The sequence below is a fragment of the Paraburkholderia tagetis genome, assembly GCF_022213065.1.
Classification (GTDB): domain Bacteria; phylum Pseudomonadota; class Gammaproteobacteria; order Burkholderiales; family Burkholderiaceae; genus Paraburkholderia; species Paraburkholderia tagetis.
On record NZ_JAKLJA010000041.1, the window covers coordinates 18900 to 42940 of the forward strand.

General features: G+C 66.9%; 21 protein-coding genes and 2 pseudogenes. 7 read left to right on the forward strand and 16 right to left on the reverse strand.

Annotated elements, in window-relative coordinates; translation table 11 throughout:
* Nucleotides 1-4 precede the first annotated feature (4 nt).
* Both mdcA and L5014_RS31095 read right to left on the reverse strand, forming a co-directional pair.
* A complete protein-coding gene (mdcA, locus tag L5014_RS31090; RefSeq protein WP_238467638.1) occupies nucleotides 5-1696 on the reverse strand; it encodes a malonate decarboxylase subunit alpha in 1692 nt (563 codons plus the stop codon).
* Nucleotides 1680-2513 carry a GntR family transcriptional regulator gene (locus tag L5014_RS31095; RefSeq protein ID WP_238467639.1) on the reverse strand — a complete coding sequence of 278 codons (834 nt, stop codon included), beginning with the start codon at nucleotides 2511-2513 and terminating at the stop codon, nucleotides 1680-1682. The genes mdcA and L5014_RS31095 overlap by 17 nt, the downstream gene beginning before the upstream one ends.
* A gap of 353 nt (nucleotides 2514-2866) precedes the next feature.
* Between L5014_RS31095 and L5014_RS31100 the strand changes: the two genes are divergently transcribed.
* Nucleotides 2867-4165 carry an MFS transporter gene (locus L5014_RS31100; RefSeq protein ID WP_238467640.1) on the forward strand — a complete coding sequence of 433 codons (1299 nt, stop codon included), beginning with the start codon at nucleotides 2867-2869 and terminating at the stop codon, nucleotides 4163-4165.
* A gap of 43 nt (nucleotides 4166-4208) precedes the next feature.
* Here L5014_RS31100 and L5014_RS31105 read toward each other — a convergent pair whose 3' ends face one another.
* Nucleotides 4209-5147: a DMT family transporter gene (locus L5014_RS31105; protein ID WP_238467641.1), complete on the reverse strand. Its 939-nt coding sequence runs from the start codon at nucleotides 5145-5147 to the stop codon at nucleotides 4209-4211.
* Nucleotides 5148-5259: 112 nt separating this feature from the next.
* On the opposite strand from L5014_RS31105, the gene L5014_RS31110 reads away from it, so the two are divergent.
* From L5014_RS31110 to L5014_RS31120, 3 genes and pseudogenes are all read left to right on the forward strand, one after another.
* Entirely contained in the window at nucleotides 5260-6129 is an 870-nt protein-coding gene (locus L5014_RS31110) for a LysR family transcriptional regulator (RefSeq protein ID WP_238467642.1), read from the forward strand.
* Nucleotides 6130-6228: 99 nt separating this feature from the next.
* A complete protein-coding gene (locus L5014_RS31115) occupies nucleotides 6229-7071 on the forward strand; it encodes an arylamine N-acetyltransferase family protein (RefSeq protein WP_238467643.1) in 843 nt (280 codons plus the stop codon).
* Between the two features lie 28 nt (nucleotides 7072-7099).
* Nucleotides 7100-7792, forward strand: a pseudogene (locus L5014_RS31120) (methyltransferase family protein).
* 30 nt (nucleotides 7793-7822) lie between these two features.
* Here the strand turns inward: L5014_RS31120 and L5014_RS31125 are convergent.
* From L5014_RS31125 to L5014_RS31150, 6 genes are all read right to left on the reverse strand, one after another.
* Nucleotides 7823-8014, reverse strand: coding sequence for a hypothetical protein (locus L5014_RS31125; RefSeq protein ID WP_238467644.1), 192 nt, complete (start codon nucleotides 8012-8014; stop codon nucleotides 7823-7825).
* On the reverse strand, nucleotides 7989-8993 hold the full coding sequence (gene cydB, locus L5014_RS31130) for a cytochrome d ubiquinol oxidase subunit II (RefSeq protein WP_238467645.1): 1005 nt from the start codon (nucleotides 8991-8993) through the stop codon (nucleotides 7989-7991). The genes L5014_RS31125 and cydB overlap by 26 nt, the downstream gene beginning before the upstream one ends.
* A gap of 75 nt (nucleotides 8994-9068) precedes the next feature.
* On the reverse strand, nucleotides 9069-10601 hold the full coding sequence (locus L5014_RS31135; protein ID WP_238467646.1) for a cytochrome ubiquinol oxidase subunit I: 1533 nt from the start codon (nucleotides 10599-10601) through the stop codon (nucleotides 9069-9071).
* Nucleotides 10602-11142: 541 nt separating this feature from the next.
* Nucleotides 11143-11331, reverse strand: coding sequence for a 4-oxalocrotonate tautomerase (locus tag L5014_RS31140; protein ID WP_213304534.1), 189 nt, complete (start codon nucleotides 11329-11331; stop codon nucleotides 11143-11145).
* Between the two features lie 48 nt (nucleotides 11332-11379).
* Nucleotides 11380-12156, reverse strand: a complete 777-nt coding sequence (locus L5014_RS31145) for a class II aldolase/adducin family protein (RefSeq protein ID WP_238467647.1) — start codon at nucleotides 12154-12156, stop codon at nucleotides 11380-11382.
* 44 nt (nucleotides 12157-12200) lie between these two features.
* Nucleotides 12201-13370: an urea transporter gene (locus tag L5014_RS31150; protein WP_238467648.1), complete on the reverse strand. Its 1170-nt coding sequence runs from the start codon at nucleotides 13368-13370 to the stop codon at nucleotides 12201-12203.
* A 546-nt stretch (nucleotides 13371-13916) separates the two neighbouring features.
* Between L5014_RS31150 and L5014_RS31155 the strand changes: the two are divergent.
* Nucleotides 13917-14132: pseudogene (locus tag L5014_RS31155) on the forward strand (putative glycolipid-binding domain-containing protein); the annotation flags it as partial.
* 15 nt (nucleotides 14133-14147) lie between these two features.
* Here L5014_RS31155 and kch read toward each other — a convergent pair.
* The 3 genes from kch to L5014_RS31170 all read right to left on the reverse strand — a co-directional run bounded on the left by kch (nucleotide 14148) and on the right by L5014_RS31170 (nucleotide 17412).
* Nucleotides 14148-15332, reverse strand: a complete 1185-nt coding sequence (gene kch / locus L5014_RS31160) for a voltage-gated potassium channel protein (RefSeq protein ID WP_238467649.1) — start codon at nucleotides 15330-15332, stop codon at nucleotides 14148-14150.
* Between the two features lie 21 nt (nucleotides 15333-15353).
* A complete protein-coding gene (locus L5014_RS31165; protein WP_238467650.1) occupies nucleotides 15354-16307 on the reverse strand; it encodes a mechanosensitive ion channel family protein in 954 nt (317 codons plus the stop codon).
* 187 nt (nucleotides 16308-16494) lie between these two features.
* Complete coding sequence (locus L5014_RS31170) at nucleotides 16495-17412, reverse strand: DMT family transporter (protein WP_238467651.1); 918 nt, start codon at nucleotides 17410-17412, stop codon at nucleotides 16495-16497.
* Between the two features lie 172 nt (nucleotides 17413-17584).
* Between L5014_RS31170 and L5014_RS31175 the strand changes: the two genes are divergently transcribed.
* Complete coding sequence (locus L5014_RS31175) at nucleotides 17585-19078, forward strand: aminotransferase-like domain-containing protein (protein WP_238467652.1); 1494 nt, start codon at nucleotides 17585-17587, stop codon at nucleotides 19076-19078.
* Between the two features lie 46 nt (nucleotides 19079-19124).
* Here the strand turns inward: L5014_RS31175 and L5014_RS31180 are convergent, their stop codons facing one another.
* Nucleotides 19125-20429: an MFS family transporter gene (locus tag L5014_RS31180; RefSeq protein WP_238467653.1), complete on the reverse strand. Its 1305-nt coding sequence runs from the start codon at nucleotides 20427-20429 to the stop codon at nucleotides 19125-19127.
* Nucleotides 20430-20922: 493 nt separating this feature from the next.
* Between L5014_RS31180 and L5014_RS31185 the strand changes: the two genes are divergently transcribed.
* The gene (locus L5014_RS31185) at nucleotides 20923-21333 is read left to right on the forward strand and encodes a response regulator (RefSeq protein WP_238467654.1); all 411 of its coding nucleotides are present in this window, start codon (nucleotides 20923-20925) and stop codon (nucleotides 21331-21333) included.
* 74 nt (nucleotides 21334-21407) lie between these two features.
* Here L5014_RS31185 and L5014_RS31190 read toward each other — a convergent pair whose 3' ends face one another.
* The 3 genes from L5014_RS31190 to L5014_RS31200 all read right to left on the reverse strand — a co-directional run bounded on the left by L5014_RS31190 (nucleotide 21408) and on the right by L5014_RS31200 (nucleotide 23938).
* Nucleotides 21408-22124 carry a Fur family transcriptional regulator gene (locus tag L5014_RS31190; RefSeq protein ID WP_238467655.1) on the reverse strand — a complete coding sequence of 239 codons (717 nt, stop codon included), beginning with the start codon at nucleotides 22122-22124 and terminating at the stop codon, nucleotides 21408-21410.
* Between the two features lie 102 nt (nucleotides 22125-22226).
* Nucleotides 22227-22853: a glutathione S-transferase family protein gene (locus L5014_RS31195; RefSeq protein WP_238467656.1), complete on the reverse strand. Its 627-nt coding sequence runs from the start codon at nucleotides 22851-22853 to the stop codon at nucleotides 22227-22229.
* Between the two features lie 137 nt (nucleotides 22854-22990).
* Nucleotides 22991-23938, reverse strand: coding sequence for a phosphoribosyltransferase (locus tag L5014_RS31200; RefSeq protein ID WP_238467657.1), 948 nt, complete (start codon nucleotides 23936-23938; stop codon nucleotides 22991-22993).
* Between the last annotated feature and the right edge of the window lie 103 nt (nucleotides 23939-24041).

The following is a 24041-nucleotide window of genomic DNA, read 5'->3' on the forward strand; positions in this document are numbered from 1 at the left end:
GCGCTTACCAGCTACGGAAGCGCGCGGGCGGCGTATAGAGCCCGCCCGACCACGTCACGAGATCGTCGATGCTGCGCGCCGCGAGCAGCGAGCGTTTCGCGTCGCCGCGGCGGATGTCGAGATCTTCCGGGAACTGAACGATGCCGCGGCGGCGCAGTTCTTCGGTTTTCTGCGGCTGCGCGCGCAAGCCGATGGGCGTCACGCCCGCGACCGCCGCGAGCGCGGCACGCCGTTCGTCGACGCCTTGCGCGCGATGCAGGTGCGCGATGCCTTCCTCGGTTACCACATGGCTCACGTCGTCGCCGTAGATCATCACCGGAGCGATGGGCATGCCGCTCTTTTCGCCCACGGCGATGGCATCGAGTTCGTCCACAAAGGTGGGCTCGCCGCCTTTCTTCCACGTTTCCACGAGCTGCACGACCAGCTTGTGGCCGCGCCCGATCGACGGTTGCGGGCCGCTCGCCTTGAGCAGCTTGAGCCACGCGTCGCTCGCGTGGCGGCGCCCGCGCGGGTCGTGGCCCATGTTCGGTGCGCCGCCGAAGCCCGCAAGCCGTCCGCGCGTGACGGTGGACGAGTTCGCGTCGGCGTCGATCTGCAGCGTCGAGCCGATAAAGAGGTCCACGCCGTACTGGCCCGCGAGCTGGCACAGCACACGGTTCGAGCGCAGGCTGCCGTCGCTGCCGGTGAAGAAGACGTCGGGGCGCGCGGCGACATACGCTTCCATGCCCACTTCGCTGCCGAAGCAATGCACGCTGTCGACCCAGCCCGACTCGATGGCGGGAATCAGCGTGGGATGCGGATTGAGCGTCCAGTTGCGGCAGATCTTGCCCTTGAGGCCGAGCGATGCGCCGTAAGTGGGCAGCAGCAATTCGATGGCCGCGGTATCGAAACCGATGCCGTGATTGAGCGAGGTGATGTTGTACGGCGCGTAGATGCCCTTGATGGTCATCATCGCGGTGAGCACCTGCAGGTCGCCGATATGGCGCGGATCGCGCGTGAAGAGCGGCTCGACCGCGAAGGGCCGGTCGGCCTGCACGACCACGTCCACCCACGAGCCGGGAATGTCCACGCGCGGCAGCTCATCGACAATTTCGTTGACCTGAACGATCACGATGCCCTGACTGAACGCGGCGGCTTCGGCAATCGTGGGCGTGTCCTCGGTGTTCGGGCCTGTGTAGAGATTGCCGTGTCGATCGGCTTTTTCCGCGCACAGCAGCGCGACCTGCGGAATCAGGTCGACGAACATGCGCGCGTAGAGCTCCACGTAGGTGTGGATCGCGCCCACTTCGAGTCGGCCGTCTTCGAGCAGTTGCGCGACGCGCAGGCTTTGCGGACCTGCGAACGAGAAGTCCACGCGGTGCGCGATGCCGCGCTCGAACAGCGTCAGATGTTCCGGGCGGCTGATGCTCGAAATCAGCAGATGAACGTTGTTGAGCTTCGCAGGATCGGCTTTGGCGAGCGAGCGCGAGAGAAAGTCGGCCTGCTTCTGGTTGTCGCCTTCGAGAGCGACGCGGTCGCCAGGGCGAATCAGCAACTCCAGCGCTTCGGTCGTGCGCGCAGCGGGCAGGATGCCGTCTTCGAGCCAGCCGGCAATGGCGGCGAGGCGGCGGGCCTTTTCGTCGCGGCGCGTGGTCCACGAGCGCTGCGCCGGGTTGGCGAGGTCGGGCGAAGTAGGCGTTTCAGCTTGAGGCTTCATCGGGAGTTCGGCTCCGTGAGCGGGGTGTTGCGGGAGAGGCGGGAGCGCGGCTGGCGCGCCGTTTTTTTGCGGCGGGTTGCGCCGCGGCGCGCTCGGTCAGGAAACGGTAGATCAATTCGCCCGTGCCCAGCAGGTGCGCGGCCACGAGCGTCTGCGCGGCGGGGATGTCGCGCCGCTGCACAGCGGCGAGGATCTCGGTGTGCTCGGCATCGGATTCGCCCTTGTAGGCGGGAAAGCCGAATTTCAGGCGCAGATAACGCTCGCCGCGCTGATGCAGCGTGGTGAGCATCTCCATCAGTTGCGGACGGCCGGCGGGGGCATAGAGGCTCATGTGGAAGGCCTCGTTGCGCGCCACGTACAGCGAAGGGTCGCGCTCGCGCGACGCGGCGGCGGCCAGTGCCTTTACTTCGCGCAGCGTCTGCTCCGTGTGATTCGGAATCGCGAGGCCGAGCGCGAGGCTCTCGAGCGCCGAGCGGATCTCGTAGATCTCGCGCGCTTCGTCGCGCGAAAGCGAGGCGACACACGCGCCCTTGTTGACCTCGATCCTCGCCCAGCCTTCGCTCGCGAGCTGGCGCAGCGCCTCGCGCACGGGAATCGCGCTCACCGAGAAGTGACGCGCGATCGCGTCCTGGCGCAGCGGCGCGTCGGGCGCGAGCGTGCCCTCGACGATGGCGGTGCGCAAGGCGTCCGCGATCATGCGCGACGTGCTGGTGCGCGGCGCCGCAGCGGCCGGCAGGCCCGGCAACCCTTGCGGGGCGGGCTGTGCAGCGTCCGTGACGCTGCCTTCCAGGGGAAAACCATTCGTTGCGTGGCTCATGAGATCAAATATTATATATAAAACGATGACTTTGAAAGCCTCGAAAACCCGAGATGTGGGATGAGATTCCGCTGCAAACCGCATGGCAAAAAACCGGCAGGCGGGCAGCGCAAGAAGCGGAGGTTCGCAAATACCTCATGGTATTCCGGAGGGCGCTGCAAAGGATCAGAAGGGAGTTTGAGGCAGGGGAGCTTGAAGCAGGGGAGTTTGAGACAGCCGGCGCAAGTCCGGTTCGCGTTCCGTACCCGCGTGGCGCCGCTTCGGCGCGCGAGGGATCACAGCTTTGCATGGGACCAGACCAGAGTAGGCGACCGCTCAAGCGCCAACTCTGGATCGACAGGAGAGAGGAGCATATGAATTCGATCACCGGGGCCGCGCAGCGTGCCCAGAAGACACCGCTCAACCGTTCGCAGATCGTGGGTTTCTGGGGCGCCTGGGCCGGCTGGACGCTCGACGGCATGGACTCGTTCATCTACGCGCTCGTGCTCACGCCGGCGCTCACCGAGTTGCTGCCGCGCTCGGGTTATGCGGCGACGCCCGCGAACATCGGTCTCGCAGGCTCGATCCTGTTCGCGCTCTTTCTGGTGGGATGGGGGTTGTCGTTCATCTGGGGACCGATGGCCGACCGCTTCGGCCGCACGCGCGTGCTGGCGGGCACGATTTTCATGTTCGCGATCTTCACGGGGCTCTCGGCCACCGCGCAGAGCGTGTGGGCGCTCGGCATTTACCGCTTTCTCGCGGGCGTGGGCATCGGCGGCGAATGGGCGCTGGCGGGCACCTACGTGGCCGAGTCGTGGCCCGAGGATCGCCGCAAGATGGGCGCGGGCTATTTGCAGACGGGCTATTACGCGGGCTTCTTCATCGCTGCGGCGCTCAATTACACGGTGGGCGTGCACTTCGGCTGGCGCGCGATGTTCCTCATGGGCGCCGTTCCCGTTGTCGTGGCCATTCTCGTGCTCACGCGTGTGGAAGAGCCGCAGACATGGAAGCGCTCGGAAGCCAGCCACGTCCATCGCGGCCACCCGCTGCGCGAGATCTTCGGCAGCGTTTACCGCGTTCGCACCGTGGTGGCGTGCGCGCTTCTGACCATCGCGATCATCGGCTTGTGGGCGGGCGCCGTGTACGAGCCTTCCGCCGTGATCCAGCTCGCGACGCGCGCGGGTGCGAGCAAGGCCGAGGCCATCCGCACGGCTTCCATCGCTACCGGCATTCTCTCCATCGGCACGATTCTCGGCTGTCTCGCGCTGCCGCCGATGGCCGAGCGCATTGGGCGCAAGTGGACGCTCGCGGTCTATTTCGCGGGCATGGCCGTCACGATTGCGGCGAGCTTCGGCTGGGCCTTCTACCTCGAGAACGGACTCGTGCCCTTCATCGCACTCCTGTTCGTGCTGGGCTTCTTCGGCGGCAACTTCGCGCTCTTCAGCCTGTGGCTGCCCGAGCAGTTCGAGACGCGCGTGCGGGCGACGGCGTTCGCGTTCTGCACCTCGTTCGGGCGTTTCGTGGGCGCGGGCGTGAACTTCCTGCTGGGCGCCGCCGTGTTGCATATGCATACCCTGGGCGTGCCGGTCGCGCTCACGGCGCTCGTCTTCGTGCTCGGGCTGCTGATCATTCCGTTCGCACCGGAAACCAGGGGCGAGACGCTGCCCACCTGAAGCGCGTTTCGAATCGCTTTTTCATGACCCCAGGCGGCGCGCTTCAGCGCCGCCTGAGCACGAGCCCCGGCGGCAACAGGCGCCAGCCGAGATTCACGCCGAGGCTCGCCAGCACGATCAGCACCATGCCCGCGAGTTGCGGCGTGCTCAGCGCACGACCATAGACGATGGCGTCGACGGCAATCGCCGTGAGCGGATAGACGAACAACAGCACGGCGATCACGGGCGTGGTGAGCTTGGGCAGCGCGCCGTAGATCAGCACATAGGAAAGCCCGGTGTGCAGCACGCCCATGCCGACGAGCCAGCCCCACTGCGCCGGCGCGATATGTGCGAATTCGAGCGGCGCAACGAAGGGCGCGATGAGCGGCAGGCAGATCGTCCCCACTGCGCACTGCGTGAGCGTGAGCAGGTGCGGGCGGAAGTCGCGCAGGCTCTTCGCGATCAGCGTGACGCTCGCATAGAGCACGGAGCCGCCCAGCGCTTCGGCGAGGCCGATCAGATAGCGCGGATGGTCGGCGACATGGCTTTCCGCGAGCACGCCCGAGGCGAGCACGAGGCCCGCGAAGGCGATCGCGATCCAGCCGAGCCGGTCGGCGCCCAGCCGCTCGTGAAAGAGCGCCGCGCCCATCAACACGACCCAGAACGGCTGCACATGAAACACGACCGTCGAGACCGCGATGCTCGTGCGATGAATCGAATCGAAGAAGCCCACCCATTGCGTGACCATCAGCACGCCCGAGACGAACGCGAGCGCGAACGTGCGGCGCGTGAACTGGCGCTTGATCTGGCTGGGGGCGAGCCAGCCCTTCCACGCGCAATACGCGGCGAGCGCGAGCATGCCGAAGAAGCAGCGGAAGAACACGAGCGTGAGCGCGCCGAGGCGCGCCTCTTCGACGAAGATGCCGATCGTGCCCATCAGGAGCCCGCCGCCCGCGAGCATGACGACGCCTTCACGGCGGCCGGTATGGAGTCCGGATTGCATGGATAGAGTTCGTGGATGGAAAGCCCGTTGAAAACCGGGTCAGTATTCGTCAGTTGCGGGGTATCGGCAAACGAATTAAATTGAAGAATTCCATCAACGTGACTTATGAATCATGAACCCCGAGTTCGATCTCGACCTGTTGCGCACTTTCGCGGCCGTCGCGGACGCGGGCAGCTTCACGAAGGCGGCCGTGACCGTGCATCGCTCGCAGGCGGCGGTCAGCATGCAGATCAAGCGGCTGGAGCAGATGCTCGGCACCACGCTGTTCACGCGCGACACGCGCAATCTTGCGCTCACGCGGCCCGGCAGCACGCTGCTGGAATATGCGCGGCGCGCGCTCGATTTGCAGGAGGAGGCGTGGTCGGCGCTGGTGCGGCCCGAGGTGACGGGCCGCGTGGTGCTGGGCGCGCCCGACGACTACATGGCCGCGCTGCTTTCGCCGGTGCTCAGGCGGTTTTCGATGCTCTATCCGCATGTGGAGATCGAGATCGTATGCGCGCAGAGCGTGGCGCTCGGGCCGATGCTGGCCGACAACAAGATCGACGTCGCGTTCGTCACGCGCGACAAGAAGATGCGCGGCGAATTCGTGCGCAGCGAGGACATGGTGTGGGTGGGTTCGCCTGACGATCCGGCGCCGCTCGCGATGTCACCGCTGCCGGTGGGCCTCTACGAGCACGGCAGCGTGGCGCGCGCGCATACGGTGGCCGCGCTCGATGCGGCGCGCATTCGCTATCGCGCGGCCTATAGCAGTGCAAGCCTGATGGGGCTGATGGCGACGGTGGAGGCGGGCATCGCGGTGGTGGCGCTCACGCGCTGCAGTGTGCCGCCGCGCTTCGAGATCCTCGGCGAGGCACAGGGGCTGCCGAAGATCGAGCCGCTCGATATCATCGTGGCGCGCAGCGTGAAATCGAACCGGGCGACCTGCGATTACTTCGTACAACAGATGGTTCAGGATCTTTCGGTGCGGCGTCCGCGCGGGTAGGCAGCCAGCGTGGCACGAGCAGCGGTGCGTTGCAAACGCGCGTAGTCGACGAGCCATATAATGGGCCTCTTCGATTCCTTCGCAGAGCGAGTCGCCTCCATGTCCGACCTCGATTTCCAGTTCGACCTCGATCGTTATTTCGCACGCATCGGTTACAACGGAGAGCGCAAAGCGTCGCTCGACGTGCTGCGTGCGCTGCATCGCCTGCATCCGCGTGCGATTGCTTTCGAGAATCTCGATCCGTTTGCCGCGCGGCCCGTGTCGGTCGCGCTGCCCGACGCGTTCGCCAAGCTCGTGGCATCGCGGCGCGGCGGCTACTGCTTCGAGCACAACACGGTGCTTGCGCACGCACTCATGAAACTGGGTTTTCATATCGAGCCGCTGGCTGCGCGCGTGCTCTTCGGCCGCCCGGAAGGCGCGATCACGCCGCGCACGCACATGCTGCTGCGCGTGCATGTGGACGGCGCGGACTGGCTCGCCGATGTGGGCTTCGGCAGCGCATCGCTGTGCGCGCCGCTGGCATTCGCCGAGCGCGGCGCGCAGGAGACGCTGCTCGAGCCCGCGCGGCTCACGCCGCTTGGCGATCGCGAGTGGAAGCTCGAGCAGTACGACGGCAATGCTTGGGTCGACGTCTATCGCTTCGACGACGCTCCCGCGCAATGGGTCGATTACGAAATGGCGAACTGGTACACGTCGGCATCGCCGCAATCGTTCTTCAGGGAGAGCCTGATTGTCTGCATCGCGCGCGAAGACAGCCGCGCCATTCTCTTCAACGACCGCCATTCGGAGCGCGACGCCACGGGGCAGTGCGCGACGGTGCATATGATCGGGAGTGCAGAGGAACTTGCGCGCTGCCTGAACGAGCGCTTTAACCTCGATACAACGAGTTTCGACATGGACGCGCTGTTTGCGCGCGTGCAAGGACGGGGCGCTATTCGCTGAAGCACTCGCTCCGGTCGCGCAGGAGGGCATGGTGGACCAATCTCTCGTCAAGCGCCTGTTCACGCAGACGTTCATCTGGCTGGTGTTGCAGGGCGCACTGGTGTTCGTCGGGGCGGGCACGCTGGCGTGGGGCGCGGCCTGGCTCTGGCTGCTCGAATGGGCCGTGTTGGGCGCCTGGATCGGCCTGTGGCTCGCGCGCACCGACCCGGGTTTGCTTGCCGAGCGCCTCGCGCCATTCGCGCAGCGCGGACAGGCGCATTGGGACCGCATCTTCATGATGGCGGTCTCGGTGTGCTGGTGCGCGTGGCTGGTCCTCATGGGTATCGATGCCATGCGCTTTCACTGGTCGCATGTGCCGTTCTGGCTCGGCGTGTGCGGGGCGGTGGGAATCTTCGTCAGCCTGTACGCCACGCGCGCGGTGTTCGCGGCCAACCGCTACGCGGCGCCCGTGGTGAAGATCCAGCGCGAGCGCGGCCACACGGTCACGGATAGCGGGCCATACGCCTACGTGCGCCATCCCATGTATGCGTTTGCGATTCCGCTGCTGGCGGGCACGCCGCTCATGCTCGGCTCGTGGTAGGGCCTTGCATGCGTGCCGTTGATGGTGGCGGGAATCGGCTGGCGCGCCGTGCGGGAGGAACGCGCGCTCGCCGCGGAGTTGCCGGGCTACAGCGCGTATCTGGAGCGGGTGAGGTATCGGTTCGTGCCGGGTATCTGGTGAATCGGGTGAAGGCCGCGCACGGAGGCGCCTTTATTTGACCGCGAAGAGCGTGAGGTTCATGAAGACCCTGAACGCGAAGCCGAGCGCGACAGCGGCGCCCACGCCGCCGCACCAGAGCAGCACGAACCAGAGCCAGCCGGGCAGCGTGTGGTTGCCGCGCGAGGCGCGCTCGCTGCGCGCTGCGGCGGCGCCGGTCTTAGTGGTAGTGATGGGTGTCGCCATGACGGAGCTTGCCTCGGAAGACCCAGTAGCTCATCGCTGTGTACGCGACGATGATGGGCAGGATGAACGACGCACCAACCAGCGTGAAGGTCTGGCTTTCGCGCGGTGCGGCCGCTTGCCAGAGCGTGAGTTGTTGCGGGATCGCATAGGGCCACAGGCTCACGAGCAGCCCCACGTAGCCGAGCAGCACGAGCGCGAGCGCGGCCGCGAACGGCGTCTTGTGATGGCGCGATTGCACGGCCCAGCGCATCCACACGGCGCACGCGAGCACGAGCAGCGGCACCGGCGCGAGCCGCCAGAACAGCCCCGAGCCGAACCAGCGTTGCGCGATGAGCGGGTCTTGCAGCGGCGTCCACGCGCTAACGAGCGCGATGAAGCCGAGCAGCATGACCGTGAGCGGCCACACGAGCTTGTGCAGGCGGCGCTGCAGATCGCCTTCGGTCTTGGCGACGAGCCAGCAACTGCCGAGCAGCGCATAGGTCGCCACGAGCCCGAAGCCCGAGAGCAGGCTGAACGGCGTGAGCCAGCCGAAGGCATCGCCGGCGAAGCGCCCGTCGGCCATCGGAATGCCTTGCAGGAAGGCGCCCAGCGCGATGCCCTGGAAAAACGCCGCGCCCGTCGACCCGCCGATGAACGCGAGATCCCACAGATGCTTCGTGCGGTTGGCCTTCGCGCGGATCTCGAAGGCGACGCCGCGGAAAATCAGGCACACGAGCATGAACACGAGCGGCAGATAGAGCGCCGAGAGCACCGTCGAATAGACGATGGGAAATACGGCGAAGAGCCCCGCGCCGCCCAGCACGAGCCAGGTCTCGTTGCCGTCCCAGACGGGCGCGACCGTGTTCATCATGAGGTCGCGTTCCTCTTCGTCGGGAAAGAGCGGAAACACGATGCCGATGCCCAGATCGAAGCCGTCCAGCACCACGTAGAGTAAAAGGCCGAGCGCGATGATCGCGGCCCAGATGACGGTGACGTCCATGTTTGTATTGCCTCGTTTTCGAATGCGGTTCGTGCGGTTCGCAGCGGTTTGTGCAGGCCGCAGCGGTTCGCTGTGTCAGGCGTCGATCAACTGATCGGCAGCGGACCTTGCGCGTCGTTCGGATGCGCTCGCGGATTGACTCGCGGCGAGCGCGGCAGGCGCGAGCCGCGCCCCATCGCCGGACCTGACTGGCAAACCGTGCTGCGGATTCGAAAGCCCGCGGGGTCGGGTTGCAGGCGGCTGCGTGTCGGACATGGCGCCGGGCAGTGCCGGGCCGGTGCGCATGAGCTTGAGCATGTAGTAGATGCCCGTGCCGAATACGAGGAAGTACACGACGATAAAGGCCATCAGCGAGACGCCCACCTGTTGCGCCGTGAGCGGCGAGACCGCTTGCGAGGTGCGCATCACGCCGTAGACCACCCAGGGCTGGCGGCCCGCTTCGGTCGTGATCCAGCCCGCGAGCAGCGTGATGAAACCGGTGGGGCCCATCGCCAGCGCGAAGCGCTGGAACGTGCGCGATTCATAGAGCGTGCCGCGCTTGCGAAGCCACCAGCCCGAGGCGCCCAGCACGATCATCAGGATGCCTAATCCAACCATCACGCGGAAGGTCCAGAACAGCAGCGTCGAGTTCGGGCGCTCGGCGGGCGGGAACGACTTGAGCCCCTTGATCTCGCCGTCCCAGCTATGCGTGAGGATCAGGCTGCCCAGATGCGGAATCTTCACGGCGAAGCGCGTGGTTTCCGCCTGCATGTCGGGAATGCCGAACAGATTGAGCGCGGTGCCGCCCTGCTCGGTGTCCCAGATGCCTTCGATCGCGGCGATCTTGGCGGGTTGGTATTCGCGCGTGTTCAGGCCGTGCGCGTCGCCCACGATGGCCTGCACCGGCGCGAGCACGAGCAGGAGGCCGAGCGCCATGGCGAACATCTTCTTCACTGCCGCGTCGCGCCGGCCCTTGAGCAGGTGCCACGCACCGGTTGCGGCCACCACGAGCGCGGCCACGATGAACGCGGCAATCGCCATGTGCGCGAGGCGGTACGGGAACGAGGGGTTGAAGATGATCTTGAACCAGTCGGTGGGCACGACGTGGCCGTCCACGATCTTGAAGCCTTGCGGCGTCTGCATCCAGCTATTCGAAGCGAGAATCCAGAACGTGGAGATGAGCGTGCCGATAGCCACCATCAGCGTCGCGCCGAAGTGCGCGCGCGGGCTCACGCGGTTCCAGCCGAACAGCATGATGCCGAGAAAGCCCGCTTCGAGAAAGAACGCGGTCATCACCTCGTACATGAGAAGCGGTCCAGTGATAGGGCCCGCGAACGAGGAGAAGCCCGCCCAGTTGGTGCCGAACTCATAGCTTATGACCACGCCGGAGACCACGCCCATGCCGAAGGCCACGGCGAAAATCTTCGACCAGAACAGGCACAGGTCCTTGTAGAACGGTTTGCGCGTCTTGAGCCAGCAGGCTTCGAGCACGGCGATGAAGCTCGCGAGGCCGATGGAGAGCGCCGGAAAGACGATGTGAAAGGAGACGGTGAAGGCGAATTGCAGCCGCGCCAGATCGAATGCGGAGAGTGACGACAGCGTCTGTAACGCGGGGATGGACGATTGCATGTGCGTGCCTACTGTGTGCTTGCGTAGCGGAAAGCGCTATCGCGCGAGGCCTGGCGGGAAAGCGCCCGGCGATGAACAGGCCGGAGGCGCCGCGCGCGATGCGTCGTGCGAATGGACGTAAGCGTAGGGGAACAGGGCGCGTTTTGCTGCGCTGCGACGTGCGCCAGCGTGTCGCAGCTGTCAATCGTTAAGCGACTAAATCCTGCGCTAAATCGTTGATGCAGGGCAGTTTAGATTAAGGATTCGCTGGAAGTTGATTCGGCGCTTGGGGGCGCGCGCTGCGTCAATTTGCGTCAAATCGAGTGCGATCGAGTGCGATCCGCGGTGCTGGCGTGTGCGGTGCGTCAATTCGCCCAGGTGCGAAGATGCGAGGTTTCGAATCGGCTCGGCTCGGCGGGGCGGGGCGGGTGCGAGGCTGTGCGGCGTCTGGCGGAGCATGCTGTCGAAGCAGGCGGCATTAGAGCCGTATTCAAGCCGTACTAAAACCGCCATACAGCCTCGCGATAGATCATCAGGATAACGATCTAATGGCGGGTCGGGCTCAGCGCGGATCGCTCCACAGCTTGCCGCCCGTCGCCCAATCCTGGGTCTTGACGTCGGTGAAGATGATGTCGACGGATTGGGCATCCACACCCAGTACCTTGCAGGTGGTTTCGGTGAGCGCGGCGGCCAGCTCGCGCTTTTTCTCGACGCTGCGGCCCTCGAACATCTCGATGTGGAAAGTCGGCATACGGATCTCCTTGTTTGCAGTGGATAGGTGAAACGGATTCAGTCGCAATCAATCACGATATGAAGTATCGATGCGGTCGAGCTTGCGCAGCAACGCGGGCCATTCGAGCACGCCCTCGATCGCGCCGCCGTCGCGCAGTTGCTCGGCTGTATGCGCGCAGACCTCGGGCGTCGGCAGCACGAGCGGCACGCCGCCGGCCTGGGCCTGCAACTGGATTTCGCAGGCCTTGATGAGCGTTGCCATGAGTACCCACGCCTCGGCGATCGTGCGGCCCGTGGTGAGGGTGCCGTGGTTGCGCAGCAGCATCGCGGGATGCGCGCCCAGGCTCGCGGTGAGGCGCGTGCCTTCCGCGGGCGAGAAGGCGAGGCCCTCGTAGTCGTGCCAGCCGAGCTGGCCGTAGAAACGCAGTGCATGCTGCGAGGCGGGCAACAGTCCGTCGCGCTGGATCGAGACCGCAATGCCCGCCGTATTGTGCAGATGCATCACGCACACGGCGTCGGGGCGCGCGAGATGCACGGCCGCGTGTAGCGCGAAGCCGGTCGCGTTGACCGGATGTTCGCTCTTGCCGACGATGCGCCCTTCGGTGTCGATCTTCACGAGATTCGAGGCGCACACCTCGTCGAAGGCGAGGCCGAACGGGTTGATCAGGAAGCGGCCGGGCTCGCCGGGCACGGCGGCCGAGACATGCGTGTAGATCAGGTCGTCCCAGCCGTAGAGCGCGATGAGCCGGTAGGCGGCAGCAAGGTCCACGCGCAGTTGCTGCTCCTCGGCGGAGGGCGGCGCGGCGTCGTCTGTGACGCTGGTCGGGCGATGGGCAAATGACATGGACGGCTCCTTCTGCGAACGGTAGGGCGGGCGCGCGGCTCGATTTACAGCCTGGCTTGCTGCCCGGGTTGCGGCTCTATTGGCGCACCGATTGGTCTTCCGATTGGCGCTTCGATTGGCGCACCGATTGGCGCTTCCGTTTGCGCCCCGGTTAATGATCCGATTAGCTGCGCGACGGGCAGGCCCGCTTCATCAGGCAGCACGCCGGGCGCGGCATTGGCGCCCGTTCCGTGCGCCTCGCCGGTTGCGGGTTCCGCGCGCGAGCGCTGCGAGCCCGGCGTGAACAGGCGCGAGGCGCCGTGAACGGTCCACCCGGCGAGCGCGAACGGCGCGGTCATGACGGGCAGGCCCAGACGCACGGCGGCCAGATGCAGCGCTGCGGCAAGCATGGTCGCACAGATTGCGGCGCGCGGGCCGAGCGCGCTGGCGGCAAGGGCCGCGAGCGCACCATTGAAGCCGCAGAGGCCCGCCGCGAAGCTCGCGGGCGGCGCGCCGAAGGCATATTCGATGGTGCTCGCGAGCGCCGCGCCGCCGAGCGCACAGGCTGCGGCCTGGCGCGACGACCAGGCGAGGCCCGCGAGCATCACGAGGCCCGGGAGCGCGCCCGTGGCGAACGTGGTTTGCGCGACGCCGCTCAATACACCCGCCGCAGCGTCGAGCCAGGGCCGTGCCACGTGGGCCGACGCAAGCGCGCTCGCCGCAGTGGTGCGCGCGCCGCCGGCGTCCAAGGCCATCCACGCCCAGGTCGCGATGAGGCAGGGCGTCGAATAGACGGAGAGGCCCACGCGGCGCAGCCACCGCGAGAGCGGCGCGCCTATCCACGCGGTGGCGGCCGCCGCAAGCACCGCGAGGATGGCCGCCGTGACGGTGTCGCCCGCGAAGGTGAGCGCCGCAAGCCCGGCGAGCGCGCCATTGAAGCCCACGAGGCCGTCGTGGATCGTCGCGCGCGGCTCGCGGACCAGCCGCGCACAGACATTGGCCGTCGTCGCGCCGACTACCGCCGCGCACGCGAGCCACCCGTCGCACAGCGCGAGCGCTGCAAGCAGGCAGGCGCCGGTGCCGGCATGCCGTTGCAGGACGATCTGGCCAAGGCTGCGCAGAAGCGTGCGCAACAGCCCAGCGAGGCCTGGCGGCGTCTCCGTGGAAGTCGCGTTGGCGAGCGGGCTGGCGAAAGCGGCGTCCGGATTGGCTTGGGCGGGCGCTGGGGTGGACATGATGGGCGAACGGGAGCGAAGAAGGCGCGGCCTGTGAATGCAGACGAATGCGGGCAGACGAATGGGCGGGCAAACAAATGCGGGCGGATTCGGACAAATTCGGGCGGGTGAGGAGCGCAGCGGAAAAAGCGCGAACCGGAAAGCACGGACACACAGCGCGAACCCAAAGCAGCGAGCCAGAAACCGCCCTGTCGACCCGCACCGCGAGGATAGGCGAAGCGGGGTGTCTTGCGCATGCGCGGGCGTTGATAGTCGCTATTTGCCGCTGATCGGCGAGTGTATTCGATTACCGCTGCATTTGGGGGGGGCCTCGGGGTAATTTGGGGTGCCCGCGCCACTGTCTGCGCTACGATGGCCGCTGCCGGGTTGGCTGTCGGTCAGGGTCAGACAGAGGATCAGAGGTCAGCGGTCAGTCAGCGGTCAGTCAGCGGCCCTTCACGGGACCGAAGCCTGGCGAAAGCGCCCGCCCCGGTCCATCAGGAGACGAGTCATGCGCGAGGTACGTTGGGTTTCGGAGGAAGGCGAAGGCATCGAGCATCTGGCCTTCGACGCGAGCGGCGGCCAATCGAGGTCGCCTATATCGCGGCGCCCGGGCTCGAGCCCAAACGCGTCGAGCAGGCCTACGTCTGCATCGAGCCGGATCGCGAGTACCGCTACGAAGGCATCTTCCGCGACTTCACCGCGAACCTGCGCGTCGATGAGGACGGCCTCGTGATCGACTATCCCACGCTATTCCGCCGCCTGCCGTCCCCCACGCGCTGAAGCGGCGCAGCGGTATCAGACCGTCTCGCTCGCCTGGGCTTTGCCGAACAGCAGATGCTCGACGAGATCGTTATCGATGGTCTCGTTATTGAGCGTGCGCGCGAGCAGTTCGCCCGCGAGCAGTTGCGGCGAGAACACCATGTCGGGCTGCAACAGACGCAGGCGTTGCAGGTTGCGGCTGTCGTTCACGAGCGCCACGGTGCGCACCTTCGGCGCGAGCTCCTTGATCGCGAGAATCACGAAGGCGTTTTCGGCGTCGTCCATGCGCAGCGCGAGCACGGAGAGCGCGGTCTCCGCGCCCGCGTGATGCAGCGTGGCCGTGTCGCTCGCGTCGCCCTCCACGAGATCGGCCTCGGGCGGATAGGTGTGCGGCGTGCCGGGCGAAACGATCACCGTGACGGCGTAGCCGCGCTTCCTGAGGCCCGCGTACACGCTATGCGCGAGCGGCGAGGCCCCGACGATCAAATAATGGTTCTTGCGGGTCACGTTGGAAATACCTCCCGTCACAATGCGTTTGAGCTTGCCGCCGATCACCGGTCCGAGCACCGCGCTGATCGACGTGGCGAACACCGTAATGCCGAGCACGATGATCGAGGCCGTAAAGAGCCGCGCGGTGTCCGAGCGCGGCACGATATCGCCGTAGCCCACGGTCGACATCGAGACGATCGAGAAGTAGAACGCCGTCACCATGGTGCGGATGGGCGGCGCGAAGTCGTCGCCGAGATAGAGCGCGCCGAACATCGCGTAGAGGAGCAGCGAGCCGATGCTCAGGACAGCGAACAAGGTGCTGGCGGCGAAGCTCGAGCGGTCGAAGCGCCGCCAGTAAAAGAGCAGCGCCACGGCCAGCAGGAGCGTGAAGACGAACATCGCGCTGCTGCGATAGTCGCCCCACAGGCTGATGCCGGCCGCAGCGGCGAGCAGCAGGAGCGAGATCACCCACGCCACGCGGGCGCGCAGCGCAATGCCGATCGCCATCGTCGTGAGGCCCGCGGCGATCACGGCCTGCGGCAGCGCGAGCACGCCGAAGGCGTTGATGATCGAGATCCAGTCCTCGAACCACGAGCCGCGCGAATGGCGCAGCACATTCTCGGCCACGGGGCGCAGCAGCATCAGCCCGTCGACGACGAGCAGCAGGGCGAGATACCCATGCGGCACGAGCTGGGTGGCGAGCGTGCGCAGGCGGCGTGCGAAGGCATTCATGCGGGCGTCGGCTGGCAGGGATCAGGCGCCGCGCTGGGCCGTCTGGCCCGCCGTGGCCGGCTGTGCGGTTTGCTGTGCGGCTTGGGGCCCGGTTTGCTGCGCGTTTTGCTGTGCGGACGGTGCGGCTGGGGTAGTTTGGGCGGGCTGCGTCTGCACGATATGCAGCTCGCGCGTGCGCAACGGCAGCGCGCATTGCGCGTCGTTGAGCGCCTGGCGCACCTTGCGCGAGAGACTCCAGCGCATGTCCCAGAACGTGTCGATCGTGGACCAGAGGCGAATATTCAGGACTGCAGTGCTGTCGTCGAAGCGGCTCACCATGACCTGCGGCGCCGGCGTGTCGAGCACGTGCGGCTCGGCGGCGGCCAGCGCGCGCAGCACCTCGATGGCGCGGTTCACGTCGTCGCTCATCGAAACCTCCACTTCGAGGTCGAGGCGCCGCGTGGGATTGCGGTTGTAATTGCGGATCGAATTGCTCCACAGCGCGCTGTTGGGCACGTATTCGCAGATGCCGTCGGGTTTCGTGAGGCGGGTCGTGAAGAGATTCACTTCCTCCACGGTGCCCGCGACGCTGGCACCGCTGCCGCCGTCGATGGAGTCGCCCACCTTGAAGGGCCGCAGCAGCAGCAGCATGATGCCCGCGGCGATGTTCTGCAGTGTGCCTTGCAGCGCGAGGCCGATGGCAAGACCCGCGGCGCCGAGCACGGCCACGATGCTCGCGGTCTGCACGCCCACTTGCGAGAGCGCGCCGACGATCGCGACGAGGCGCACGCCCCACAGCGACGAATCGCGCACGATGGGGCGCAGTGTGGCGTCGATGCCGTCCTGGCGCGCGAACCAGTTGCCGACGCGCCGCGCGATCCACCAGCCGATCCAGAGGATCGCCGCGGCCGCGCACAGGCGCAGCGCGAAGCTGGTGAGTGCGTCCCACAGGAAATTCCAGTTGGACGGTTGAATGTGGGTGTACAGGGATTGCATAAGCGCGAGGTCCTCGAAGTCTGCTGGTCCGGCGCGCAGCCGGTTTGCCGGGAGGACGTATTGTAAGGGCGTGCGTGCGGCATCGAGCACGCGTTGCCCCAGGCCGCGCCTGGTTGCGCGCCGTTGTATGTGAGCTCGTCCGCGCGACAACCCATTGGCGCAACCTGCGGCAGCCTCAGCCTCAGCCTCAGCCGCGCTGCGCCTGCGGCGCGCGGTTCGCTGCCGAAGCGACGCGCCCGAAGCGTCGCGCCCCGGCCACGCAGCCGATCACCACGACGGTCACGGCGATCATCGCGGGCGGCACGGCCTCGTGCAGCAGCAGCGCGGCGAGCACGAAGCCGAAGAACGGCTGCAGCAATTGCAACTGGCCCACGCCCGCAATGCCGCCGAGCGCGAGGCCGCGATACCAGAACACGAAGCCGATCAGCATGCTGAAGAGCGACACATAGGCGAGCCCCCACCACGAGGCCGCGCTCACCGCCGCGAACGAGGCGGGCAGGAACCACCAGGCGAGCGGCGCCATCGCGGGCAGCGAAATCACGAGCGCCCAGCAGATCACCTGCCAGCCGCCGAGGTGGCGCGAGAGCCGTGCGCCTTCCGCATAGCCCAGTCCGCAGGCGACGATGGCGCTCAGCATCAGCGCGTCGCCCACGGGGGACGCGTCCACGCCGTGACGCAGCGCGAACGCGACCACGGCGCCGCTGCCGATGGCGGAGAAGACCCAGAACGCGGGCTGCGGACGCTCGCCGGCGCGCAGCACGCCGAAGATTGCCGTGGCGAGCGGCAGCAGGCCGACGAAGACGATCGCGTGCGCCGAGCTCACGTGACGCAGTGCGAGCGCGGTGAGGAGCGGAAAGCCCACCACCACGCCAAGCGCCACGATCACGAGCGGCCAGACTTCGCGCCGCTCGGGCCGCGGCGCGCGCAACACAAGGAGCAGCAGCGCGCCGAGCGCGCCCGCGAGCGTGGCGCGCGCGCCGGTGAGGAAGAGCGGGTCGAGGCCGAGCACGGCGAGGCGCGTGGCGGGCAGCGAGCCGCTGAAGATGAGGACGCCTGCGAGGCCGCAGAGCCAGCCATCGGTGGTGGGGTCGAGAGATTTGCGCATAGGCCTGATATGTCGTAAGCGGGGTCGTGCCGGGGTTGTAAGGGGTCGCGAGCGATGGCGAGGGCGCGCGCGAGTGCGTGCCGATCGGGGCATCATGCGCGCGTGGCGGCAAACCGGTAAGCCAAGGATCAGTACAATATGGACAAACTGTATTGAACACGGAGCAGTACAGATGGAAGACACCCGGCAGACAGGGAACCTGGCGCTCACCCGCGTCGAGCAGGTAATGCAGGTATTGCGCGAGCGCATCGCCGCGCGAGCGCTGGCGGCGGGGGCGCGCGTGCCGTCCATCCGCATGATGAGCGAGCAGATCGGCGTCTCGAAGTCCACGGTGGTGGAGGCGTATGAGCGGCTCGTGGCCGAAGGCGCGCTCATCGCGCGGCGCGGTTCCGGCTTTTTCGTGGCGGCGCACGCGCTGCCGGGCGGTCGCGGCGAATTCGGAGCATATGGCGCATTCGCGGCGCGCGGGCCGATGGGCGCTATGGGCGCTATGGGTGCGACGGGCCCGCGCCTCGATCGCGAGATCGATCCGCTCTGGCTCACGCGCCAGTCGCTCGAGACCGATGCGCGCGCACTGCGGCCCGGCTGCGGCTGGCTGCCTGCGTCGTGGCTGCCGCAGGACGCCGTGCGCCGTGCGCTGCGCGCGATTGCCCGCGACCCGCACGCCCAGCTCACCGACTATGCCTCGCCGCTCGGGCTGCCCGCGCTGCGCCAGCAACTGGCGTGGCGGCTCGCGCAGCACGGCGTGGAGGCCGCACCGGAGCAGATCGTGCTCACCGACGGCGGCAGCCAGGCGCTCGATATCCTGTGCCGCTTCCTGCTCGAGCCGGGCGACACCGTGGTGGTCGACGACCCGTGCTACTTCAATTTCCAGGCGCTATTGCGCGTGCATCGCGTGAAGGTCGTGAGCGTGCCGTACACGCCCACCGGCCCGGACCTCGCGGCATTCGAGCGCGTGCTTGCCGAGCATCGTCCGCGCCTTTACGTGACCAACTCGGCGATCCACAACCCCACCGGCGCGACGCTCGCGCCCACGGTTGCGCACCGCCTGCTCAAGCTCGCCGAGGAGCACAACCTGTTGATCGTCGAGGACGACATCTTCGCCGACTTCGAAACCCATCCGGCGCCGCGTCTCGCGGCCTTCGACGGCCTCGCGCGCGTGGTGGCCATCGGCAGCTTTTCGAAGACGATGACGGCGGCGGCGCGCTGCGGCTATATCGCGGCGCGCACGGACTGGATCGAGCCGCTCGTCGACCTGAAGCTCTCGGTGTCGTTCGGCAATGGGGAGCTGGCCGCCGATCTCGTGCAGCGTCTGCTGGTGGACGGCACGTATCGGCGCTACCTGGACGGCTTGCGCGCGAAGCTCGCCGACGCGATGGGCGAGACGCTGCGGCGCCTGGCTTGCGCGGGTGTCACGGCGTGGACGCGCCCGCAGGCGGGCATGCTGCTATGGGCGCAATTGCCCGATGGACTCGACGCCGCGCTAGTCGCGCGCGAGGCGCTCGCGCACGGCGTGGTGCTCGCGCCGGGCAACGTGTTCAGCGTGTCGCGCGGCGCGGGCAGCTTTCTGCGCTTCAACGTTTCGCAATGCAACCGGCCGAAGGTCTACGAAACGCTGCAGCGTGCGATGGAGCGGGCCGTGGAGGCGAAGGCGCAGCCCGCTTGAAAGAGCGGGCATGGCGGCCCGCTCATCTGCACGATCATCGGCCCGATCAAGGCTCGTGGCGCAGATACCCTTCCTTGCTCGGGTCGCGCATGCGCCACGACACGATCAGCGAGATCGCGCACAGCGCCGTCACGTACCAGTAGAACGTCGACTCGCTGCCGATCGACTTGAACCACAGCGCCACGTACTCGGCCGAGCCGCCGAAGATGGCGTTGGCGACCGCATATGAGAGGCCCACGCCCATCGCGCGCACTTCGGGCGGGAACATCTCCGCCTTGATGAGGCCGCTGATCGACGTGTAGAAGCTCACGATTGCGAGCGCGACCACGATGAGCCCGAACGCGGCGAACGGGCTCGTTACGTCCCTGAGTGCATGCATGAGCGGCACCGTGCCGAGCACCGAGAGAGTGCCGAACAGGATCATCGACATGCGGCGGCCGATCTTGTCGGACAGCGAGCCGAACACGGGCTGCAACAGCATGTACACGAAGAGCGCGCCGGTCATCACGTTGCTGGCCGTTTTCGCGTGCATGCCGGCCGTGTTCACGAGGTACTTCTGCATATACGTGGTGAACGTGTAGAAGATCAGCGAGCCGCCGGCGGTGAAGCCCACCACGGTAAGGAACGCGCCCTTGTGCTGCCACACGCCGCGAATCGTGCCCGCGTCCTTCTTGTGGCGCGATTCGTTCGTGGAGGTCTCGTCGAGCGATTTACGCAGGTACAGCGAAATCAGCGCGGCGGCCGCGCCCACGACAAACGGAACGCGCCAGCCCCACGCCTTGAGCTCCTCGGTCGAGAGCGTCTGCTGCAGGATCACGAGCACGAGCAGCGCGCAAAGCTGCCCGCCGATCAACGTCACATACTGGAACGAGGCGAAGAAGCCGCGCCGGCCCTTGAGCGCGACCTCGCTCATATAGGTCGCGCTGGTGCCGTATTCGCCGCCCACCGAAAGCCCCTGGAACAGGCGCGCGACGAGCAGCAACAGCGGTGCGAACGCGCCGATCTGCGCGTAAGTCGGCAGGGCCGCGATCACGAGCGAGCCGCCGCACATCATCAGCACGGAGATCATCATTGCGGCGCGGCGGCCGTGGCGGTCGGCGATGCGGCCGAACAGCCAGCCGCCGATCGGGCGCATCAGGAAGCCCGCCGCGAACACGCCGGCGGTGTTCAGCAACTGGGTCGTGGTGTTGCCGCTCGGAAAGAAAGCAGGCGCGAAATACAGCGCGCAGAACGAGTAGATGTAGAAGTCGAACCACTCGACGAGATTGCCCGAAGAAGCGCCGACGATGGCGAGCACGCGCCGGCGGGTGTCGTGCGGGTCGACCACGACTGGCTCGGTCTTGATGTTCATGGGTGGGTCTTTTCCTCTGTAGTAGCGCTGGGTGGTGCGCCTTTTTTGGGGCACGACGGCTGAGTGAGCGTCGCGTGCGATTGCGTGGGTTGCGCGGACCGCCTTGCCGGGCGCGCAGCCACAGGATTTTAGCCAATCGTAATATTTTTTCCAGGAAACGTAAGATAGACGCCCCCGCGCGCCGGAGCATGCGGGGCGCTAACGGATGATTTTGCAATCGCTACCGGCAGGTCTTGCCCGGTCCGCATCGAAGCGCGGTGCCAGAAGGGCAAATCGGTGTGGGGCGGGGCGATTCGCGCCGTTGTCATCGGCGTGACCTCGACTGCGGCTATCGTGCGCGGCGCCGTGCTGAACGCGCGGCATCGGGATTGCTCTAATTGGGCGATCGGGCACGTTGCCCGTAGTGTGTTGCCCGCTGCGAACCGCGCGCCCCGATTGCGCCGATTGCGCCGCGCGGCAAGCCAAACAGACAGAACGGCCTTAAGCAAACACAATGAACGCAGTACACAAGCTCGACCAGACGACCATCGTGCTGGTCGAAGACGACCCGCAAAGCCGGGATTCCCTGACCTCCTTGCTGGAGGCGGAAGGAGCCCGGGTCGTTGCGGTAGAGGACGCGGAAACGGGCGTCGAAGCGGCTCTGAGCCTGCTTCCCGACGCCGTGGTCTGCGATCTGGACCTGCCCGCGATGGACGGCTTCTACCTGATCCAGCGCCTGCGCGACCATGAGATTCGTGGCGATCATGCCCCGGTTGTCGCGGTGGCGCTCACAGGCCACACCGACGAGAGCTGGCGCCTGCGCAGCATCGGCGAGGGCTTTCAGCACTTCATGACCAAGCCGGCCCGGCCCGAGGCGCTGGTTGCGTTGCTGTGCGACGCGATCGACGCGCGTCAGATGCCTTGATGGAGCCTTGAAGGAGCAGCGCCGCTGCGGCGCCAGGCGACGGCCAGGTGGCGGTGTCCTGCGCCGCCGCTGCTTCAGGGCTGTGCGGCGGCCTTCGCGGCAGTCTGCGTGCCTTCGGCACCGCCGGCCTGTCCGGCCTGCTGTCCGGCCGCGTTGTCGGCCTGGGCCGCCTGGCTTTCCTGAGTCTCCTCGCGCGCCTGGATCGCCTGGCATTGCGCGCAGACGCCCTTGAGCTCGATGCCGTCGCCGGAGAGCCGGTAGCCCGCGGCTTCGATCTGCGCGACCAGCGCCTGGCGCAGTTTGGGCTCGTGCAGTTCGGTGACGTTGCCGCATTGCTGGCAGACGACGAGGATGCCGTGCTGGCACTGCGTGAGGTCGTGGCAGACGGCAAACGCGTTGATCGATTCGATGCGGTGGACGAGCCCCGCCGAAAGCAGGAAGTCGAGTGCGCGATAGACCGTGGGCGGCGCCGATCCCGGATGGATCTGGCGCATTTCGTCGAGCAGCGAATAGGCTTTGGTCGCGCGGCCCGAGGTGAGCAGCAACTCGAGCACCTTGCGGCGGATCGGCGTGAGCTTCTCGCCGCGCTCGCGGCAATAGGCCTCGGCCATCACAAGCGCGCTTTCGAGCGACGCGCCGCTGGCGCTCATGCCGGGAGCGCCGTGCGCACCCGCAACACCATTCGCGCCGCCCTCGCCATGACGATGATCGTGCGCCTCGTGGGCGTGATCGCGATCATGCGCGTGGCCGTGCGGGGCCGGGGTGTCCGGTGACGGTTTTGCTGTCTTCATGCCGCGATTATACGGGGCGCGTCGTGCGTGCGCTGACGCGCCCGGGCTCACATGAGCGTCACGCCGGGCGGTGCAGTTCAGTTCCGCCCGGTTCGGTTCCGCTCAGGTCAGCGGCAGGTCGATGTACTTGCGAAAGCCCTGACGCTGCGCGAGGCGCTGATACCAGCGCTCGAGATTCGGCAATGCGGGCCGCTCGATGCCATCGAGCCCGAACCAGCGGCGCGCGAACGCCCCCAGCACGATATCGGCAAGCGAGAAGCGCTCGTTTTCGAGGAAGAAGCGGCCTCGCAGATGGTGGTCGAGCAGCGCCCACAGCGCAGCCACGTTTTGCACATCGGCTTCGATCTTCACCGGGTCGCGCTTTTCCGGCGGCGTGCGCACGAGTGCGAGAAAGAGCGGCCGCTCGGCGGGCGCGAGCGTGCCGATCGACCAGTCGAGCCAGCGCTCGATCGAGGCGCGCACTTTCGGGTCGGTCGGGTAGAGCAGGCTCGACGGGCCGTACTCCATGGCCAGATAACGCAGGATCGCGTTCGATTCCCACAGCACGAAATTGCCGTCCACGAGGGTCGGAATCTTGCCGTTCGGGTTCATCGCAAGATAGGACGTTTCGTCGAGGTGGCCGAACGGGCCGCCCGCATCGATCCGCTCGAACGGCAGCACGAGTTCGTCGCAACACCACAGCAGTTTCTGGACGTTCACCGAGTTGGCGCGTCCCCAGATTTTGATCATCCGGCGCTCTCTCCTTTGCAGCAAAAAAATGGCGCGCGATGCGTCGGGGGATCTGGCGCAAGCGGCGCGCGGCGCAGCCCCGGTCGATCGGGGCCAAGACCAAAACGATACACGATCCGTGCGGGACTACCCGCGTCTCAACCCCAGGCCGATGCGCCGATCAACGTGCCTGCGCGCGCCTGCGCGTTCCACCAGACCACGCGCAGGAGCGGCGCGAGCCGCGCGATATAGATGGCCTGCACCGGATCGCTCTCGATGAAATGCGTCACGCCGCAGCGCACCGCCGCAGCGGCTTTGTGCTCGGCGGCGCCCGAAGACGTGTCGTCGTGCTCGCCCCGGGCGCGCATCATCAGTTCCAGATGCCCGAAGCCGTGCCGGTCGAGCCAGGCCTGGGTGCGCTCGCGGTCGATTTCGGGGCGTCCGGTGATGATCGCGCGCGCGTGCTTCAGGTCGATGTCGGGAATGCGTTCGAGCGGCAGCAGCGCGTCGCGCTCGGCGAGCGCCGCCTCGAGATTCTCGTCGTAGCGCGAGAGCGGAATGTCGGGCAGGAGAATGCCGTCGAGGTCGATCGCGTAGACCGCGTAGTCGTGATCGTCGGCCATGCCCGTGCCTTCGCGCGCGCCCTCGCGGGCCCAGTCGGCGCGATAGCGGTCGGTGTAGGCCTGGCGCTCCCACGGGAACAGCGCGAAATAGCCGCTCGCGTCGATCGAATAGTCGGGGCGCAAGCGGCTCAGGTCGTCGTAGGCGCCCGTGAGCGTGCGCACCACGAGGCCGTGCTCGCGCAGGAACGCGATGCAGTCCACCAGCGTGTGGCCGCGTCCGGCAATGTCCTCGCACACCAGCACTTTCGAGCCCGGTTCGGGCATCGGCAGCGTGGAATCCCAGCGCACCTCGCGTGTTTCGCGCGTGTAGCGCAAGAACGCGACGTTCGCACCCGTTGCGTGCGAGACCATCAGTGCGAGCGGCGCGCCGCCGCGCAGGATACCCACCACGGCGGCGAAATCCTCCTCGATCAGCAATGGCTGCAGCGACTCGACCCAATGGTCGAGCTGTTCATAGGTGAGCGGAACGACGGGTTTGTTCATGGGACGGGGATGGCGGGGTGCGATGACGGTCTGCCGCGCCGCGCCGCCGTGTGCTACCGATGCGTGCACAGGCGAACATGACGGCGAACAAGGCATCTATTGT

Coding starts and splice junctions, on each gene's coding strand:
- cydB (WP_238467645.1), bottom strand. CDS start 8,993: ATGGACGTCACCGTCATCTGGGCCGCGATCATCGCGCTCGGCCTTTTA.
- L5014_RS31110 (WP_238467642.1), top strand. CDS start 5,260: ATGAACCCCGAGTTCGATCTCGACCTGTTGCGCACTTTCGCGGCCGTC.
- L5014_RS31095 (WP_238467639.1), bottom strand. CDS start 2,513: ATGAGCCACGCAACGAATGGTTTTCCCCTGGAAGGCAGCGTCACGGAC.
- L5014_RS31100 (WP_238467640.1), top strand. CDS start 2,867: ATGAATTCGATCACCGGGGCCGCGCAGCGTGCCCAGAAGACACCGCTC.
- L5014_RS31145 (WP_238467647.1), bottom strand. CDS start 12,156: ATGTCATTTGCCCATCGCCCGACCAGCGTCACAGACGACGCCGCGCCG.
- L5014_RS31185 (WP_238467654.1), top strand. CDS start 20,923: ATGAACGCAGTACACAAGCTCGACCAGACGACCATCGTGCTGGTCGAA.
- L5014_RS31175 (WP_238467652.1), top strand. CDS start 17,585: ATGGAAGACACCCGGCAGACAGGGAACCTGGCGCTCACCCGCGTCGAG.
- L5014_RS31190 (WP_238467655.1), bottom strand. CDS start 22,124: ATGAAGACAGCAAAACCGTCACCGGACACCCCGGCCCCGCACGGCCAC.
- L5014_RS31115 (WP_238467643.1), top strand. CDS start 6,229: ATGTCCGACCTCGATTTCCAGTTCGACCTCGATCGTTATTTCGCACGC.
- L5014_RS31125 (WP_238467644.1), bottom strand. CDS start 8,014: ATGGCGACACCCATCACTACCACTAAGACCGGCGCCGCCGCAGCGCGC.
- mdcA (WP_238467638.1), bottom strand. CDS start 1,696: ATGAAGCCTCAAGCTGAAACGCCTACTTCGCCCGACCTCGCCAACCCG.
- L5014_RS31135 (WP_238467646.1), bottom strand. CDS start 10,601: ATGCAATCGTCCATCCCCGCGTTACAGACGCTGTCGTCACTCTCCGCA.
- L5014_RS31180 (WP_238467653.1), bottom strand. CDS start 20,429: ATGAACATCAAGACCGAGCCAGTCGTGGTCGACCCGCACGACACCCGC.
- L5014_RS31170 (WP_238467651.1), bottom strand. CDS start 17,412: ATGCGCAAATCTCTCGACCCCACCACCGATGGCTGGCTCTGCGGCCTC.
- L5014_RS31200 (WP_238467657.1), bottom strand. CDS start 23,938: ATGAACAAACCCGTCGTTCCGCTCACCTATGAACAGCTCGACCATTGG.
- L5014_RS31165 (WP_238467650.1), bottom strand. CDS start 16,307: ATGCAATCCCTGTACACCCACATTCAACCGTCCAACTGGAATTTCCTG.
- L5014_RS31150 (WP_238467648.1), bottom strand. CDS start 13,370: ATGTCCACCCCAGCGCCCGCCCAAGCCAATCCGGACGCCGCTTTCGCC.
- L5014_RS31105 (WP_238467641.1), bottom strand. CDS start 5,147: ATGCAATCCGGACTCCATACCGGCCGCCGTGAAGGCGTCGTCATGCTC.
- L5014_RS31140 (WP_213304534.1), bottom strand. CDS start 11,331: ATGCCGACTTTCCACATCGAGATGTTCGAGGGCCGCAGCGTCGAGAAA.
- L5014_RS31195 (WP_238467656.1), bottom strand. CDS start 22,853: ATGATCAAAATCTGGGGACGCGCCAACTCGGTGAACGTCCAGAAACTG.
- kch (WP_238467649.1), bottom strand. CDS start 15,332: ATGAATGCCTTCGCACGCCGCCTGCGCACGCTCGCCACCCAGCTCGTG.